Annotated in this window: 15 protein-coding genes and 1 tRNA gene; 6 read left to right on the top strand and 10 right to left on the bottom strand. The window is 68.4% G+C overall.

Annotated elements, in window-relative coordinates; all coding sequences use genetic code 11:
• Nucleotides 1–6: 6 nt before the first annotated feature.
• Complete coding sequence (locus WI26_RS12040; RefSeq protein ID WP_069226029.1) at nt 7–1191, bottom strand: acetylornithine transaminase; 1185 nt, start codon at nt 1189–1191, stop codon at nt 7–9.
• 294 nt (nt 1192–1485) lie between these two features.
• Nucleotides 1486–2517, bottom strand: a complete 1032-nt coding sequence (locus WI26_RS12035) for a CDP-6-deoxy-delta-3,4-glucoseen reductase (protein ID WP_059511713.1) — start codon at nt 2515–2517, stop codon at nt 1486–1488.
• Between the two features lie 105 nt (nt 2518–2622).
• On the opposite strand from WI26_RS12035, the gene WI26_RS12030 reads away from it, so the two are divergent.
• Complete coding sequence (locus WI26_RS12030; protein WP_069226028.1) at nt 2623–3660, top strand: NAD-dependent epimerase/dehydratase family protein; 1038 nt, start codon at nt 2623–2625, stop codon at nt 3658–3660.
• Here the strand turns inward: WI26_RS12030 and WI26_RS12025 are convergent.
• Nucleotides 3643–3831, bottom strand: a complete 189-nt coding sequence (locus WI26_RS12025) for a hypothetical protein (protein WP_059468274.1) — start codon at nt 3829–3831, stop codon at nt 3643–3645. The genes WI26_RS12030 and WI26_RS12025 overlap by 18 nt on opposite strands.
• A gap of 105 nt (nt 3832–3936) precedes the next feature.
• Nucleotides 3937–4653, bottom strand: coding sequence for a pseudouridine synthase (locus WI26_RS12020; RefSeq protein ID WP_044845611.1), 717 nt, complete (start codon nt 4651–4653; stop codon nt 3937–3939).
• 195 nt (nt 4654–4848) lie between these two features.
• Here WI26_RS12020 and WI26_RS12015 point away from each other — a divergent pair, with 195 nt between their 5' ends.
• From WI26_RS12015 to WI26_RS12005, 3 genes are all read left to right on the top strand, one after another.
• Entirely contained in the window at nt 4849–5346 is a 498-nt protein-coding gene (locus WI26_RS12015; RefSeq protein WP_069226027.1) for a DinB family protein, read from the top strand.
• 198 nt (nt 5347–5544) lie between these two features.
• The gene (locus tag WI26_RS12010) at nt 5545–6318 is read left to right on the top strand and encodes an SDR family oxidoreductase (protein WP_069226026.1); all 774 of its coding nucleotides are present in this window, start codon (nt 5545–5547) and stop codon (nt 6316–6318) included.
• Between the two features lie 178 nt (nt 6319–6496).
• Nucleotides 6497–7426 (top strand): LysR family transcriptional regulator, encoded by a 930-nt coding sequence (locus tag WI26_RS12005; protein ID WP_069226025.1) that lies wholly within the window; start codon nt 6497–6499, stop codon nt 7424–7426.
• A 127-nt stretch (nt 7427–7553) separates the two neighbouring features.
• Here WI26_RS12005 and WI26_RS12000 read toward each other — a convergent pair whose 3' ends face one another.
• Entirely contained in the window at nt 7554–8441 is an 888-nt protein-coding gene (locus WI26_RS12000) for a LysR family transcriptional regulator (protein ID WP_069226024.1), read from the bottom strand.
• Between the two features lie 106 nt (nt 8442–8547).
• Here WI26_RS12000 and WI26_RS11995 point away from each other — a divergent pair, with 106 nt between their 5' ends.
• Nucleotides 8548–9438, top strand: a complete 891-nt coding sequence (locus WI26_RS11995; protein WP_069226415.1) for an alpha/beta fold hydrolase — start codon at nt 8548–8550, stop codon at nt 9436–9438.
• A 40-nt stretch (nt 9439–9478) separates the two neighbouring features.
• On the opposite strand, the gene WI26_RS11990 is transcribed toward WI26_RS11995, so the two are convergent.
• Together WI26_RS11990 and WI26_RS11985 are read right to left on the bottom strand one after the other, a co-directional pair.
• Nucleotides 9479–10378 carry an SDR family oxidoreductase gene (locus WI26_RS11990; protein ID WP_069226023.1) on the bottom strand — a complete coding sequence of 300 codons (900 nt, stop codon included), beginning with the start codon at nt 10376–10378 and terminating at the stop codon, nt 9479–9481.
• A gap of 70 nt (nt 10379–10448) precedes the next feature.
• The gene (locus WI26_RS11985) at nt 10449–11186 is read right to left on the bottom strand and encodes an SDR family oxidoreductase (RefSeq protein ID WP_069226022.1); all 738 of its coding nucleotides are present in this window, start codon (nt 11184–11186) and stop codon (nt 10449–10451) included.
• Between the two features lie 117 nt (nt 11187–11303).
• Here WI26_RS11985 and WI26_RS11980 point away from each other — a divergent pair, with 117 nt between their 5' ends.
• Nucleotides 11304–12206, top strand: a complete 903-nt coding sequence (locus WI26_RS11980; RefSeq protein WP_069226021.1) for a LysR family transcriptional regulator — start codon at nt 11304–11306, stop codon at nt 12204–12206.
• Between the two features lie 28 nt (nt 12207–12234).
• On the opposite strand, the gene WI26_RS32200 is transcribed toward WI26_RS11980, so the two are convergent.
• From WI26_RS32200 to WI26_RS11970, 3 genes are all read right to left on the bottom strand, one after another.
• Nucleotides 12235–12402: a hypothetical protein gene (locus WI26_RS32200; protein WP_155768753.1), complete on the bottom strand. Its 168-nt coding sequence runs from the start codon at nt 12400–12402 to the stop codon at nt 12235–12237.
• A 150-nt stretch (nt 12403–12552) separates the two neighbouring features.
• A tRNA-Leu gene (locus WI26_RS11975) sits at nt 12553–12637 on the bottom strand.
• Between the two features lie 95 nt (nt 12638–12732).
• A complete protein-coding gene (locus tag WI26_RS11970) occupies nt 12733–13890 on the bottom strand; it encodes an ABC transporter substrate-binding protein (protein ID WP_069226020.1) in 1158 nt (385 codons plus the stop codon).
• Between the last annotated feature and the right edge of the window lie 35 nt (nt 13891–13925).

Genomic DNA, 13925 nt, shown 5'->3' with positions numbered 1-13925 from the left:
GGGCTCCTACAGCGTGTCGAGGACCGACCGCAGCATCGCCATCATCTGGTCGATTTCCTCGGTCGTCACGTTCAGCGCGGGCATGAAGCGCAGCAGGTTCGGGCGCGCCGCGTTCAGCAGCAGGCCGTCGGGCTGCATGTCGCGCGCCTTCTCGACGATTTGCGGGCCGATGTCCTTGCCGAGCAGCAGCGCGCGCAGCAACCCTTCGCCGCGCTCGCCCTCGAAGCCACGCTCCTCCGACAGTTCGAGCAGCCTGCGCTTCAGGTATTCGCCGCGCGCGCGCACGCCTTCGAGGAAGCCGGGTTCGACGAGTTGCGAGATCACCGAATGGCCGACCGCCGTCATCAGCGGGTTGCCGTTGTACGTGCCGCCCTGGTCGCCGGCCTCGAACACTGCGACGTCGGCCTTCGACAGCAGCGCGCCGAGCGGCGCCCCGCCGCCGATGCCCTTCGCGAGCGTCATGATGTCCGGTTCGATGCCGGACAACTCATACGCGAACAGCGTGCCCGCGCGGCCACAGCCGCTCTGCACTTCGTCGACGATCAGCAGCAGGTCGTGCTGCTTCGTCAGCGCGCGCAGCGCCTGCATGAATTCACGCGTCGCCGGAATCACGCCGCCTTCGCCCTGGATCGGTTCGAGCATCACCGCGACGGTCTTGTCGGTGATCAGCTTCTCGACCGAGTTGATGTCGTTCAGTTCGGCCTTCGGGAATCCCGGCACCTGCGGTGCGTAGATCGTGTCCCAGCCCGGCTTGCCGCTGGCCGACATCGTCGCGAGCGTGCGGCCGTGGAAGCTGTGGTCGAACGTGATGATCTCGTACGCGCCGTTCTTGAACTTGCGGCCCCACTTGCGCGCGAGCTTGATCGCGCCTTCGTTCGCTTCCGCGCCGCTGTTCGTGAAGAACACCTTGTCGAACACGCTGTGCTGCGTGAGCAGACCCGCGAGCTTCGCCATCGGTTCGTTGTAGAACGCCGGCGACGGGTTCAGAAGTTTCTCGGCCTGCGTCTTCAGCGCTTCGACGATGCCGTCGTTGCAGTGGCCGAGGCTGTTGACGGCCCAGCCCTGAATGAAGTCCAGATAGCGCTTGCCCGTGTGATCGTAGAGCCACGAACCCTTGCCGTGCGTAAACACGATGTCGGGGCGGTTCGTGATGTACATCAGCGAGTCGATCGGGTAATCGTTCAGGGGCATGGCAGCAGACTCCAGCGGGCGTTGAAAGGGAAACGGGCAATAAAAAAGCCACGGAAGGCCGTGGCTGGTAGGTCGAACAGCTTGTGCGTAACCGGTGAAGCGGAGGAGGGTTACGCGCGAGTCCGTGACGAGCCGGCGGCATCCGGGCGGAGCGGCGAGCGGCGACGTCGGAGAGCGGACAGGAAGCGGTTCATGTGCGCAAGCATAAGGCATCCCGCGTCCCACTGTAAACCGCCGCGATGCCACGGATGTGACACGGCGGCGGACAGCAGGGGACGCGGGCGCGCCCGGTGCTCAGACCGGATGCGCGAGATCGGCGGCGCTCGTGAACGAATCCGCGTAGAACTCGTCGGCCGGCAGCGCGTGGTGCTGCGTGAAGTCGCGCTGCGCGGATTCGACCATCACCGGCGCGCCGCATGCGTACACCTGGTGGCCCGACAGATCGGGCAGGTCCTCGATCACCGCGCGGTGGACGAAGCCGGTGCGGCCCGTCCACTGGTCTGCGTCGTCCGGCTCGGACAACACCGGCACGTACTTGAAGTTCGGGATTTCGCGCGCCCATTGCTCGGCGAGCTCGCCGAGGTAGATGTCCTTCTTGCGACGCGCGCCCCAATACAGCGTCATCGGGCGCGTGATGCCCGTGTGCTTCACGTGTTCGATGATCGCCTTGATCGGCGCGAAGCCGGTGCCCGACGCGAGCAGCACGATCGGCTTGTCGGAATCCTCGCGCAGGAAGAACGTGCCGAGCGGGCCTTCGAAGCGCAGGATGTCGCGCTCTTTCATCGCGCCGAACACGTGGTCGGTGAACTTGCCGCCCGGCATGTGGCGGATGTGCAGCTCGATCGGACCTTCCTCGTGCGGCGCGTTCGCCATCGAGTAGCTGCGGCGCGAACCATCCTTCAGGATGAACTCGACATACTGGCCCGCGAGGTATTGCAGGCGTTCGTTGGCGGGCAACTGGAGCTTCACGACCATCACGTCGTCCGCCTTGCGTTCGAGCGCGGCGATCCGGCACGGCAGCTTCTTCACCTGCACGCCGTCGACGCCGGCGATTTCGCGCACGTCGATCTCGAGGTCGCACTGCGCCTTCGAGCAGCAGAGCAGCGCGAGGCCGCGCGTGCGTTCGTCGTTGGACAGTGCCGACGCGGCGTGCGGACCCTGTTCGATCTGGCCCGACACGATCTGGCCCTTGCAGGAGCCGCACGCGCCGTTCTTGCACCCGTACGGCAGATGGACGTTCTGGCGCAGCGCCGCCGCCAGCACGGTTTCGTCCGACTCGACCTGGAACTGCCGGCCGCTTTGCTTGAGAGTAACGTTGAATGCCATAGAACCAAATAGAACAAAATGTGGGGACCGTGCATGTCGGCACGGCAGCTACAATGCAAACCCGTTGCGCGCCGCGCAACGGTGGCTACTGATTTCGCAACCAACATGATCGCGACTCGAATCCTGCGCCGGCCGCGCGCACTGATCGTCGGCTGCGGCGACGTCGGCCTGCGCTGCGTCGCGCAATGGCGCGCCGCGCGCGGCAACCTGCGCATCGTCGCGCTGACGAGCCATCCGGACCGCTGCGACGAATTGCGCGCGGCAGGCGCGACGCCGATCGTCGGCGACCTCGATCGGCGGGCGACGCTCGGACGTATCGCGGGGCTCGCCCGCACGATCCTGCATCTCGCGCCGCCGCAATCCGACGGCCGCGACGATCGCCGCACCCGCGCGCTGATCGCCGCATTGTCCGTGCCTGCGCGGCGATCATTCGCACCGGCGGTGTCGTCGGTCGGCCGGCTCCGCACGTTGCGCGCCGCGACCCGACAGGCCGGCGTGCCGGCGCGGGCAGCGCGTATTGTACCCGACGCCCTTCGCGCGCCGACGCTCGTCTACGCCAGCACGACGGGCGTCTACGGCGATTGCGGCGGGGCGCGCATCGACGAGACGCAGCCGCTGCGCCCCGCGAATCCGCGCGCGTACCGGCGCGTGTCGGCCGAGCGTCAGCTACGGGCCGCGACGGTGCGCGGCGTGCTGTCCGCGCGCATCGTGCGCATTCCCGGCATCTACGCGGCGAACCGGCTGCCGCTCGCGCGGCTCGAGCGCGGCACGCCGGCGCTCGACGCGGCCGACGACGTCTACACGAACCATATCCATGCGGACGACCTCGCGGCGATCCTGCGGCGCGCGGCCGTACGCGGCAAGCCGGCGCGCGCCGTGCACGCGTCGGACGACAGCGAACTGCGGATGGGAGAGTATTTCGACCGGGTCGCGCAGGTGTTCGGCCTGCCGCTGCCGCCGCGGATCAGCCGCGCGGACGCCGAGCATCGGCTCGAGCCGACGCTCCTGTCGTTCATGCGCGAGTCGCGGCGCCTGTCCAATGCGCGGCTCAAGGCCGAATTGTGCGTGACGTTGCGCTATCCGACCGTAGATGAATTCCTTCAAACGCTCGCGCCGCACGGCGTGTCAGGTCAGCGCCGGTAACGCCTCGATCAGCAGGAAGCACAGCAACGCACCGATCAGCGCGCCGATCAGGTTCGGGTGATATTTGTGCTTCATGTGCATCGTGGCCAGCAAGGCGCCGATCACGATCGCACCCATGATCGCGAACGCGATTGTCACGTACGACAGTTCGAAAGAATGGTTGATATGCATGATGTCTCCCCTGCATCGCTGCTCGTACAGCTTGTGATTTCAGTATAGCGGGGGAACGAGCGGCCGCGACGCGGGCGAGCATCGAACGATCGTGCGGATTTTCCCTTACAGGGTTTTGACGGGATTGCGCAGGGCTGAAAGGTCGTCTTCCCCGAGCCAGCGCCATGCGCCCGGCGCCAGGTCGTCCGGCAGCGTGAAACCGCCGATGCTCTCGCGGTGCAGCGCCTCGACGCGGTTGCTGGCTGCGGCGACCATGCGTTTCACCTGATGATATTTACCTTCGAGGACGGTCAGCGCAAGCGCGTGCGTGTCGCGCGCGTCGGCGGCGACCGCCGCGATCGGCTTCGGCTCGCCGTGCAGCTGCACCCCGGCGCGCAGTGCGTCCAGTTGGGCGTCGTCGAGCGGGTGGCGCACGGTCGCGACGTAGGTTTTCGGCACCTTGCGCTTCGGCGACGTGTACGCGTGCACGAACTGGCCGTCGTCGGACAGCAGCAGCAGGCCCGTCGTGTCCTGGTCCAGGCGGCCGACGCACTGCACGCCGCGGGCGACGAGCGGCGCGGGGAGCAGGCTGAACACGCTCGCGTGGTGTTGCGGCTCGCGCGAGCACTCGTAGCCGGCCGGCTTGTTGAGCGCGAGATACGCGCGGGCGTGGAACGGCCAGGCGGTGTCGTCGACCGTGAACACGAGGCCGTCGGTGTCGAACGACGCGTCGGGGTCGGTCGCGCTCGCGCCCGCGACGGTGACGCGGCCCGTTTCGATCAGGCCGCGGCACTGGCGGCGCGAGCCGAAGCCCTGCGTATAGAGAATGCTTTCGAGGTCCATAGCGCGCGCATTCTATCAAGCGGCGCGCCGGCACCGGCACGAGTCCGTGCGCGCTGGTAAGCTGCAAAGCGCCGCGCGCGACGCGGCGCACGTTCCCTTTTCACGGAAAGACGGTGTCCGAGTGAAGTCGCGCCACGGCGGCGGCAGCTCCGTGCGAGGGCTGCCGCCGTTGCCTTCCGACACGGAGTTCGCCGCATGAATCCGACGACGCTCGATGCACTCGCCGATTTTCCCCGCCAGCTCGAAGCCCATTTCGCCGCCGTGCCGGACGGCTATGCGCGCTGGATCCCCGATGACTGGAGTGGCATGCCGAGCGAGCACTTCTCGCCGCTCGGGCAACTCTGCCACGTGCGTGACATCGAGATCGACGGTTATCACGTGCGGTTGAGGCGGATGCTCGATGAGGATCATCCGCTGCTCGTGTCGGTCGACGGCGACGCGCTCGCGATCAAGCGCTACGATGCCGCGTACGCGTCCGACGTGCTCGCGGCGATTCGCGATGCGCGGCGCGAGACGCTCGAGCTCGTGTCGCGCCTGACGCCCGAGCAGTTTGCGCGCACCGGCGAGTTCGAAGGCTACGGCGCGCTGACCGTGCGCGGTCTGGTCCATTATCTGTGCAGCCACGACCTGCAGCATCTGGCCGGCATGCAATGGTTGCTCGGCAAGATCGACGCAGCGCTTTACGCACGCTGACGCGCGTGCGTGCGGTGGCGATGCGGTGCAATGTGTCGCGTCGAGCAGATTTCGCCGCCCACGTCGGTGGGGTAGCTGACCATTCCGGATGCCCGATTGGATCGCTTTTCTGGATAATCCATCCAGCCATGCACGGCTGACCGGTGCGCCACGCGTGCCTACACTCCTAGCTTCATTCATCGTAAAAAGGAGTCAACCGTGGCTACTCACACGCTCGCAGACAAGGTCGTCCTGATCGCAGGCGGCGCCAAGAATCTCGGCGGGCTGATCGCCCGGGATCTGGCCGGCCACGGCGCGAAGGCGGTGGCGATTCACTACAACAGCGCGGCGTCGCAGGCGCAGGCCGAAGAGACGGCCGCCGCCGTGCGCGCGGCCGGCGCGCAAGCCGCGACGTTCCAGGTCGACCTGACGACGGCCGCCGCGGTCGAGAAGCTGTTCGGCGACGCGAAGCAGCGCTTCGGCAAGATCGACATCGCGATCAATACCGTCGGCAAGGTGTTGAAGAAGCCGTTCACCGAAATCTCAGAAGCCGAATACGACGAGATGTTCGCGGTGAACAGCAAGTCGGCATTCTTCTTCATCAAGGAAGCGGGGCGGCACCTCGAGGATCACGGCAAGCTCGTCACGCTCGTGACGTCGCTGCTCGGCGCGTTCACGCCGTTCTACGCGGCCTACGAGGGATCGAAGGCGCCGGTCGAGCACTTCACGCGCGCGGCGTCGAAAGAATACGGCGCGCGCGGCATCTCGGTGACGGCGGTCGGGCCGGGCCCGATGGATACGCCGTTCTTCTACCCGGCCGAAGGCGCCGACGCGGTCGCGTACCACAAGACGGCGGCAGCGCTCTCGCCGTTCAGCAAGACCGGCCTCACCGACATCGAGGACGTCGTGCCGTTCATCCGCCATCTCGTGACCGACGGCTGGTGGATCACCGGCCAGACGATCCTGATCAACGGCGGCTATACGACCAAGTAACACGCTGTCCGGACGGTCGTCGAGCACGCGCGGCGCCCGCAATGGAGCGTTTGCATGGACAATGGGCGGGCGCGCGGATACGAGGCCGCGCGCCCGTTTTCCTTGTGTCGCCGGGGCCGGCCGCGACGTGCTGCGCTCGCCCGTGACGATCGTCCGAACTCGCGTTTTCCGCCCACCGATGGACAAGCTGGACCAGGTCAGAATCTTCCTTCAGGTAGCCGAGATGGGCAGCTTCATCAAGGCTGCGAATGCGCTCGACGTGCCGCGCGCGACGGTGTCGGCGGCCGTCCAGCAACTGGAGGCCGCGCTCGGCACGCGACTGCTGCATCGCACGACCCGGCAGGTGCAGCTGACGGCCGACGGCGCGCTGCTGCTCGAGCGCGGCCGGCGGCTGCTTGCGGAGGCCGACGACCTCGATCGCCTGTTCCGCCGCCGCGAGCGCGACGTGATCGGGCGCCTGAGCGTCGACGTGCCGAGCCGGATCGCGCGCCGCGTGATCGCGCCCGCGTTGCCGTCGCTGTTTCGCCGCTACCCGAAGCTCCAGCTGTCGCTTGGCTCGACCGACCGCTCGATCGATCTCGTGCAGGAGGGCGTTGACTGCGCGATCCGGGTCGGGCGGCTCGCGGACAGCAGCCTCGTGGTCAGGCCGCTCGGCCAGTTCGCGCTGATCAACTGCGCGAGCCCCGACTATCTGCGCGAATGCGGCGTGCCCGACCATCCGGATGCGCTCGCGCACGGGCACTGGGCGATCGGCTATGCGTCGCCGACGACGGGGCGCGAGCTCGCGTGGGAATACTGCATGGACGGCGACCGGCACGTGCTGACGCTGCCGAGCCGCGTGATCGTCAACAACGCGGAGACCTATATCGCGAGCTGCATCGCCGGGATGGGCCTGATCCAGATTCCGCGCTTCGACGTCCAGCATCTGCTCGACGGCGGCGCGCTCGTCGAGGTGATGCCCGGCTACCGCGCCGCGCCGATGGACGTGTCGGCCGTGTACCCGCACCGTCGGCACCGGTCGCGGCGGCTCAACGCGTTCGTCCACTGGTTCGGCGAATTGATGGCAGAGGCGTTGAACGACGCCGGCGCGGCCGGCAGCGGCGACTGAAAACGGCGTCGTGTCCCAACCCTCAGACCGTTCGCCATTCGCCGGCCGGTGACTCCGATCCATCCGCAGAGGTGCGACGCGGCAGGCGTGGTACGTCCGCTAGGCGCGGCCATTGTGCCGCGCGCGCTCAGGCGGCGAACTGCCGCGTGCGCCCGGTCGCCCGCACCGCGTCGATCAGCGCGGCGCTGGCGCCGCCGGGTTTCGACGCGAATGCGTAGAAGCGCGCGGCCGGCAGCGCCGGCAGGCCGTCTTGCACGCCGCATTCGCGCAGGCCGTCGCGCAACTGGCTGCGCGCGAGCGCCGTGACCGCGAAGCCGGCGAGCGCCGCCGACACGCAGCCGGCCATGCTGCCGCTTTCGAACAGCACGCGAAACGGCCGCAGCGCGGCGGCGAGCGCGGCCACCGCGGCTTCCCGATATACGCACGGCTCCGGAAACAGCGCGAGCGGCACGCCACCGTCGGCGTCGAATGCCGTATCCGCCGCGAAAGCCCACACCAGGGGTTCCTCCCACAGCGGTTCGCCCGGCGTGTCGACCAGCCGGCATTGCTTGCCGAACACGACATCGAGCCGGCCCAGCGCTTGCTCCCGCAGCAGCGACGCGGTGATGCCGACCTTCAGTTCGATCGACGTGCGCGGATGGCTGTCGCGGAACGTGCGCAACACCTGCGGCAGCCACGTGCCGGCGAAATCCTCCGACGCGCCGACGCGCAGCGGGCCGTGCGCCGGCGCGCCGCGCAGCCGGGCGCGGACTTCGCGCTCCATGTCGACGATGTTGCGTGCGTACGCATACAGCGTGTCGCCGGCCGGCGTGAGCGCGACGCGGCGCGTGGTGCGCGCGAGCAGCAGCGTGCCGGCCGCTTGTTCGAGCCGCTTGATGTGGCCGCTGACCGCAGATGGCGTCAGCGCGAGACGTTCGGCGGCCGGCGCGAAGCCGTGGCGATCGACCACCTCGAGGAAGGTGCGGAGCAGCGTGATGTCGAGCGCGGTCGACGCGGGATCGGTCGGTGGTTCCATCGATGAATTCAACGTGATATTCGAACAATGAGTCATGATACTCCGCGAATCGTGATGAGATCCGGATCTACCATCGTTCTCCGGACCGAACTTGGAGGAGGGCACGATGACTGCTTATCGGCATGCGATGACCGCGTCGCTAGACGTCGCGTATCTGGAATGGAATCCGCAAGGCGAGCGCGTGGCCGTGTTGCTGCACGGCTGGCCGGACAGCCCGGCCGGGTGGGAAGCCGTGGCGCAAACGCTGAGCCTGCGCGGCTATCGCGTGCTGGCGCCGGCATTGCGCGGCTTTGCGCCGACTTGTTTTCGTGATCCGGGGACCCCGCGTAGTGGCCGGCTCGCGGCGCTCGGCCGCGACCTGCTTGAGTTCGTCGACGCGCTCGGCATCGAGCGGCCGGTCCTGGTCGGGCACGACTGGGGCGCCCGCGCGGTGGCGAACGCGTGTGGCCTGCGCGACGGGGCGGCGTCGCACCTGGTGATGCTGTCGGTCGGGTACGGCACGAACGATCCGGCTCAGCCGCTGTCGCTGCAGCAGGCGCGCAACTACTGGTACCACTGGTATATGGCGACGCCGCGCGGCGAGCAGGCGCTGCGCGACGATCGCCGCGCGTTCGCGCGCCTGATGTGGGACACATGGTCGCCGGCCGGCTGGTACGACGAACGTGACTTCGATGCGGCGGCCGAGTCGTTCGACGGGCCTGACTGGATCGACGTGGTGCTGCGCTCGTACCGCTATCGCTGGGGATTCGTCGACGGCGGCGCCGCGTACGCGCAAGACGAAGCGAAACTGACGCCGGCGCCGGTGCTGTCGCTCCCGACGCTCGTACTGCACGGCGCCGCGGACGCCTGCAATGGGCCCGAAACTTCCGCCGGGCGCGAGCGATTCTTCACCGGCCGCTACGAGCGCACCGTACTTGACGGCATCGGGCATTTTCCGCAGCGCGAGGCGCCGTCGACCGTCGCCGACGCGATTCTGCGGTTCTGCGCGCGCGGTTGACGGGCCGGCCGGCACGGCGCGCAACGGCGCTCAACGTTGCTCAAGTGCTGACGCGCGGCGCGAGCAGATCGGCGAGGCCGATGTTCCTGAACATCTCGCGGCGGATGCGATCGCCGATGCGAAACACTTCCTCGGCGCCGTCCTGTGACGGATCGACGAAGACGCGGTACGGGCGCTTGCCGGCCGGCGCGGCGACGAGCCCGGCAATCGCCGTCGCGACGGCGCCGGCATCGGCGTCCGCAGGCTCCAGCGCGGCGAGGCCGCTCAACGCCCGATCGGCGACGCCCGCGTACGGTCCGCTGTCGTAGGCAGCTTGCACGGCGGTATCGGCCGGCTTGCCAGCATGGACGAAGTGGTTCGTGCCGCGGGTGAACGCGCCCGGCACGACGATCGACGTCTCGATCCCCCACCGCGCGAGCTCGGCGGCATAGGACACCGCGAGCGAATCCATCGCGGCCTTCGCGGCGAAGTAGGGGGCGAGAAACGGCGGCGTGCCGCCGCGCGCCGACGAGGACGACACCCACACGAGCAGGCCGCGGCCCTGGCGACGCAGGTGCGGCAGCGCGGCGCGGTTCACGCGCTGGGTCGACACGACGTTGATGTCGTAGAGCTGCGCGAGCTGGTCGGGCGTGAACGCTTCGGCAGGCCCGAACACCATGTGGCCGGCGTTGTGGACGACGACGTCGAGGCGGCCGTTGTCGACGATCACGCGTTCGATCGCGCCGGCGACCGATGCGTCGTTGCTGACGTCGAGTTCGACGGTGCGCAGGTCGACACCGTGCTCCTGCGCATAGGCGGCGATTGCGGCGACGCACGGCGCGTTGCGGCCGGTGCTCTCGCGCATCGACGCGTAGACCGTATGGCCGGCGCGGGAAAGCGCCTGGGCGGTCAGCAGGCCGAAGCCGCTGGATGCGCCCGTGACGAGAATGACTTCCTTCATGATCGATCTCCGGAAAGCGGGGGGCACGGGCCGCGATCGGCGGCCCTGTTGCGCGGTATCACGGCGTGCATCAGCACATGCCGCCGTTGGCGCGCAGGATCTGGCCGTTGACCCACGCGCCGTCGGGGCCGGCGAGGAATGCGACAACGCTGGCGATGTCGCCGGGCTGGCCGAGCCGCTCGAGCGGGTTCAGCTTCGCCATGCGGTCGATGAGCTCGGGGCTCTTGCCGTGCAGGAACAGCTCGGTCGCGACCGGCCCTGGCGCGACGGCGTTCACGTTGATGCGGCGGCCGCGCATTTCCTGGGCGAGCACCTGCGTCATCGCTTCGACGGCCGCCTTGGTCGAGATGTATGCGCCGTAGCTCGGCAGGCGCATGCCGATCACGCTCGACGTCAGGTTCACGATGCGGCCGCCGTCGCGCACGCGCTTCGCGGCCTCGCGACTGACGTTGAACGCACCCTTCAGGTTGATCGCGACGGTTTCGTCGAACACGGCGTCGTCGAGTTCGGCGAGGGGGGCGAGCTTCATGATGCCCGCACTGTTGACGACCACGTCGATGCGGCCGAATGCGTGCTCGGCCGCGTCGAACAGCGCGGCCACGGCGCCCGGATCGACGATGTCGGCCTGTACCGCGACGGCCTCGCCGCCGTCGGCGGTGATCGTGTCGACCACTTCGCGGGCCGCGCCTGCGCTGCCCGCGTAGTTCACGACGACGCTGAAGCCGTCCCGGGCCAGACGACGCGCGATTTCCGCGCCGATGCCGCGCGACGAGCCCGTGACGAGGGCGACCTGTTTCGATGTGCTCATGTCCTGCTCCTTGGCGAGTAAGTGCCGGGGGATCCGGCGACAGGACTAATGTAGGCGCCCTCGATCAATAAAAATAATGAATAATGATCAGATCATGAATGACTAAAAGTATGTCTCATGGCATTCGACAGCAGACTTCTGAGCGGAATCGGCGTGCTTTCGGCGGTGATCGAGGCCGGCACGTTCGCGCGCGCGGGCGAGGCGATGGGCCTTACGCAGCCGGCGGTGAGCCGGGCGGTCGCGCGGCTGGAGGAGCGCGTCGGCATCCGGATCTTCAACCGGACGGCGCGCGCGATCACGCTGACCGACGAAGGGCGGCGCTTCTACGAGGCCGTGGCACCGCTGCTGGCCGGCATCGAGGAGGCGGCGGTCGATGCCGGTCGTTCGCGGGCGCGCGTGAGGGGGCGGTTGCGGGTCAACGTGGACGGCACCTTCGGCCACTACGTGCTGGCGCCGAGGATGGCCGAGTTCCTCGATCGTTTCCCCGACCTGTCGGTCGAGATCAGCGTGCGCGACCGGATGGGCGACCTCGTGGCCGACGGATTCGACGTGGCCGTGCGCTTCGGCATTCCGGAGCCGTCGTCATATCGTGCACGGCTGCTGCTGGAGACGCGCGTGCTCACCTGCGCGTCGCCCGGCTACATCGCGCGTCACGGCGAGCCGCGGCATCCGCGGGATCTCGCGAGCGGGCATCGCTGCGTGCTGATCCGCGATCCGGTGACTGGCCGGCCGTATGACTGGGTATTTCATCGCGGCAAGGACGTGGTGCCGGTCGACGCGACCGGCCGGCTGATGGTCAACGATACGGGCGGGCTGCTCGGCGCGTGCCTGGGCGGCGAGGGCGTCGCGCAGCTGCTGGCGCTCTATGCGCGGGACATCCTCGCCGACGGGCGGCTGGTTCAACTGCTGCCGGAATGGGCGGACGAGACCTTTCCGCTTTATGCCTATCACCACGCGTCGAATCTGGTTGCCGCCAAGGTCCGCGTGTTTCTGGACTTCGTGCGCGAGCTGACGGCCTGAGCGTGCGCGGCGGCACGGCGCGTGGCGATCATTCGGTGCGGTGCGGGACGTCGTCCGGGAACGGATAAGGCGCATGCGGACCCGGCCAGTCGGGCACGGGCGGGGCGGTCAGCACGTCGCATCCGCCCAGCACGAGCAGCAGCATGGCGGCGAGCATGCGGGCGCGGAGCAGGGGCGACACCTTGCGCAGGAACATGAGCGGCCTCCGTGTCGCGCATCGGTCATGATGCTTCGACCGCCGCGCGCGGCCCCGCGTTGCGTCGCGTGTGGCGAACAACAAAAAACCCGCGGAGCGGCGAGCTGCGCGGGTTTCGAGGGACGCAGCGCATGACGCGCTGCGAAATACTGGTGCCCAGGGCCGGAATCGAACCGGCACGCCTTGCGGCGGGGGATTTTGAGTCCCCTGCGTCTACCAATTTCACCACCTGGGCTTTGATCCTGGCCGCGCATGCGATTGTGCGCGGCGAAACGCGGATTATGGCGGAAAATGAGCCGCCGGGCAAGCCGCCCGGCGGCCGTTCGTACGTTACTGGCTCAGGTAGACGAACTTGCCCTGTTTCACGATCCCCATCACGCTCGCGCGCTGATCGAGCCCTACGTGATCCTTGTCGCTGGTGTTGACGACGCCGTTCGGCACGACGAGCTCGTGCGCGCGTTCGAGCTCGCGCCGCAGCGCCGCGCGGAAGGCCGGCGTGCCGGGCTGTGCTGCCTTGAGTGCGCGGCCGACCGCGTCGGCGAGGCGCGGATACACGCCCGCCGCATCGCCCGCGAACTGCGTGACGGTGCCGGCACCGTATTTCGTTTCATATGCATCGACGAACGCAAGCGCGGTCTTGCGGGCCGGATGGTCGGCGGGCAACGTGCGCGCAACGACGACCGGCTGGGTCGGGAACAGCGTCCCGTCGACGTCCTTGCCGCCGAGCTTGATGAATTCCGGCGTCGCGATCCCGTGCGTCTGGTAGATCGCGCCCTTGTAGCCGCGCTCGATCAGCGTGCGCTGCGGCAGCACGGCCGGCGTGCCCGAGCCCGCGATCAGGATCGCGTCCGGCTTTGCCGCGATCAGCTTCAGCGACTGGCCGGTAACGCTTGCGTCGGTGCGGTTGAAGCGCTCCGTCGCGATCACGCGAATTTTGCGGACTTCCGCGAAGCGTGTGAATTCATTCAGCCAGCTGTCGCCGTAGCTGTCCGCGAAGCCGATGAAGCCGACCGTCTTCACGCCGTGGTTGGCCATGTAGCGCGTCATCACGTCGGCCATCGCGCTGTCGCTCTGCGCCATCTTGAATGCCCAGGTCCGCGCGCCTTCCTGCGGCTCGACGATCGCGCCGGAGCCGACCAGCGTGATCATCGGCGTCTGCGCGGCCGCCACCGCGTCGAGCGCCGCTAGCGCGGCCGGCGTGATGTTCGGCCCGACCACGACGTCGACGTGATCCTCGTCGACCAGCTTGCGGATGTTGCGCACGGCGGCGCCGGGGTCGGACGCGTCGTCGAGCACCGTCACCTGCAGCGGCTGCCCGGCGATGGTCTTCGGCCACATCAGGATCGCGTTCTTGCTGGTGATGCCGATCACGGCGGCCGGGCCGGTCGACGACAGGTCGACGCCGACCTTCAGGTCGGCATGCGCGGCCGCGCAGGCGATCAGGAGCGCGGCGCCGGCGGCTCGGCACAGCAGGGCGGGAAGCGTCATGCGGAAATCTCCGTCGGGCAATAAAAAGGGGCGCG

Origin of the sequence: Burkholderia diffusa (assembly GCF_001718315.1) — a bacterium.
GTDB classification, from domain to species: Bacteria; Pseudomonadota; Gammaproteobacteria; order Burkholderiales; family Burkholderiaceae; genus Burkholderia; species Burkholderia diffusa_B.
This window is presented reverse-complemented; position numbering and strand designations above follow the sequence as displayed.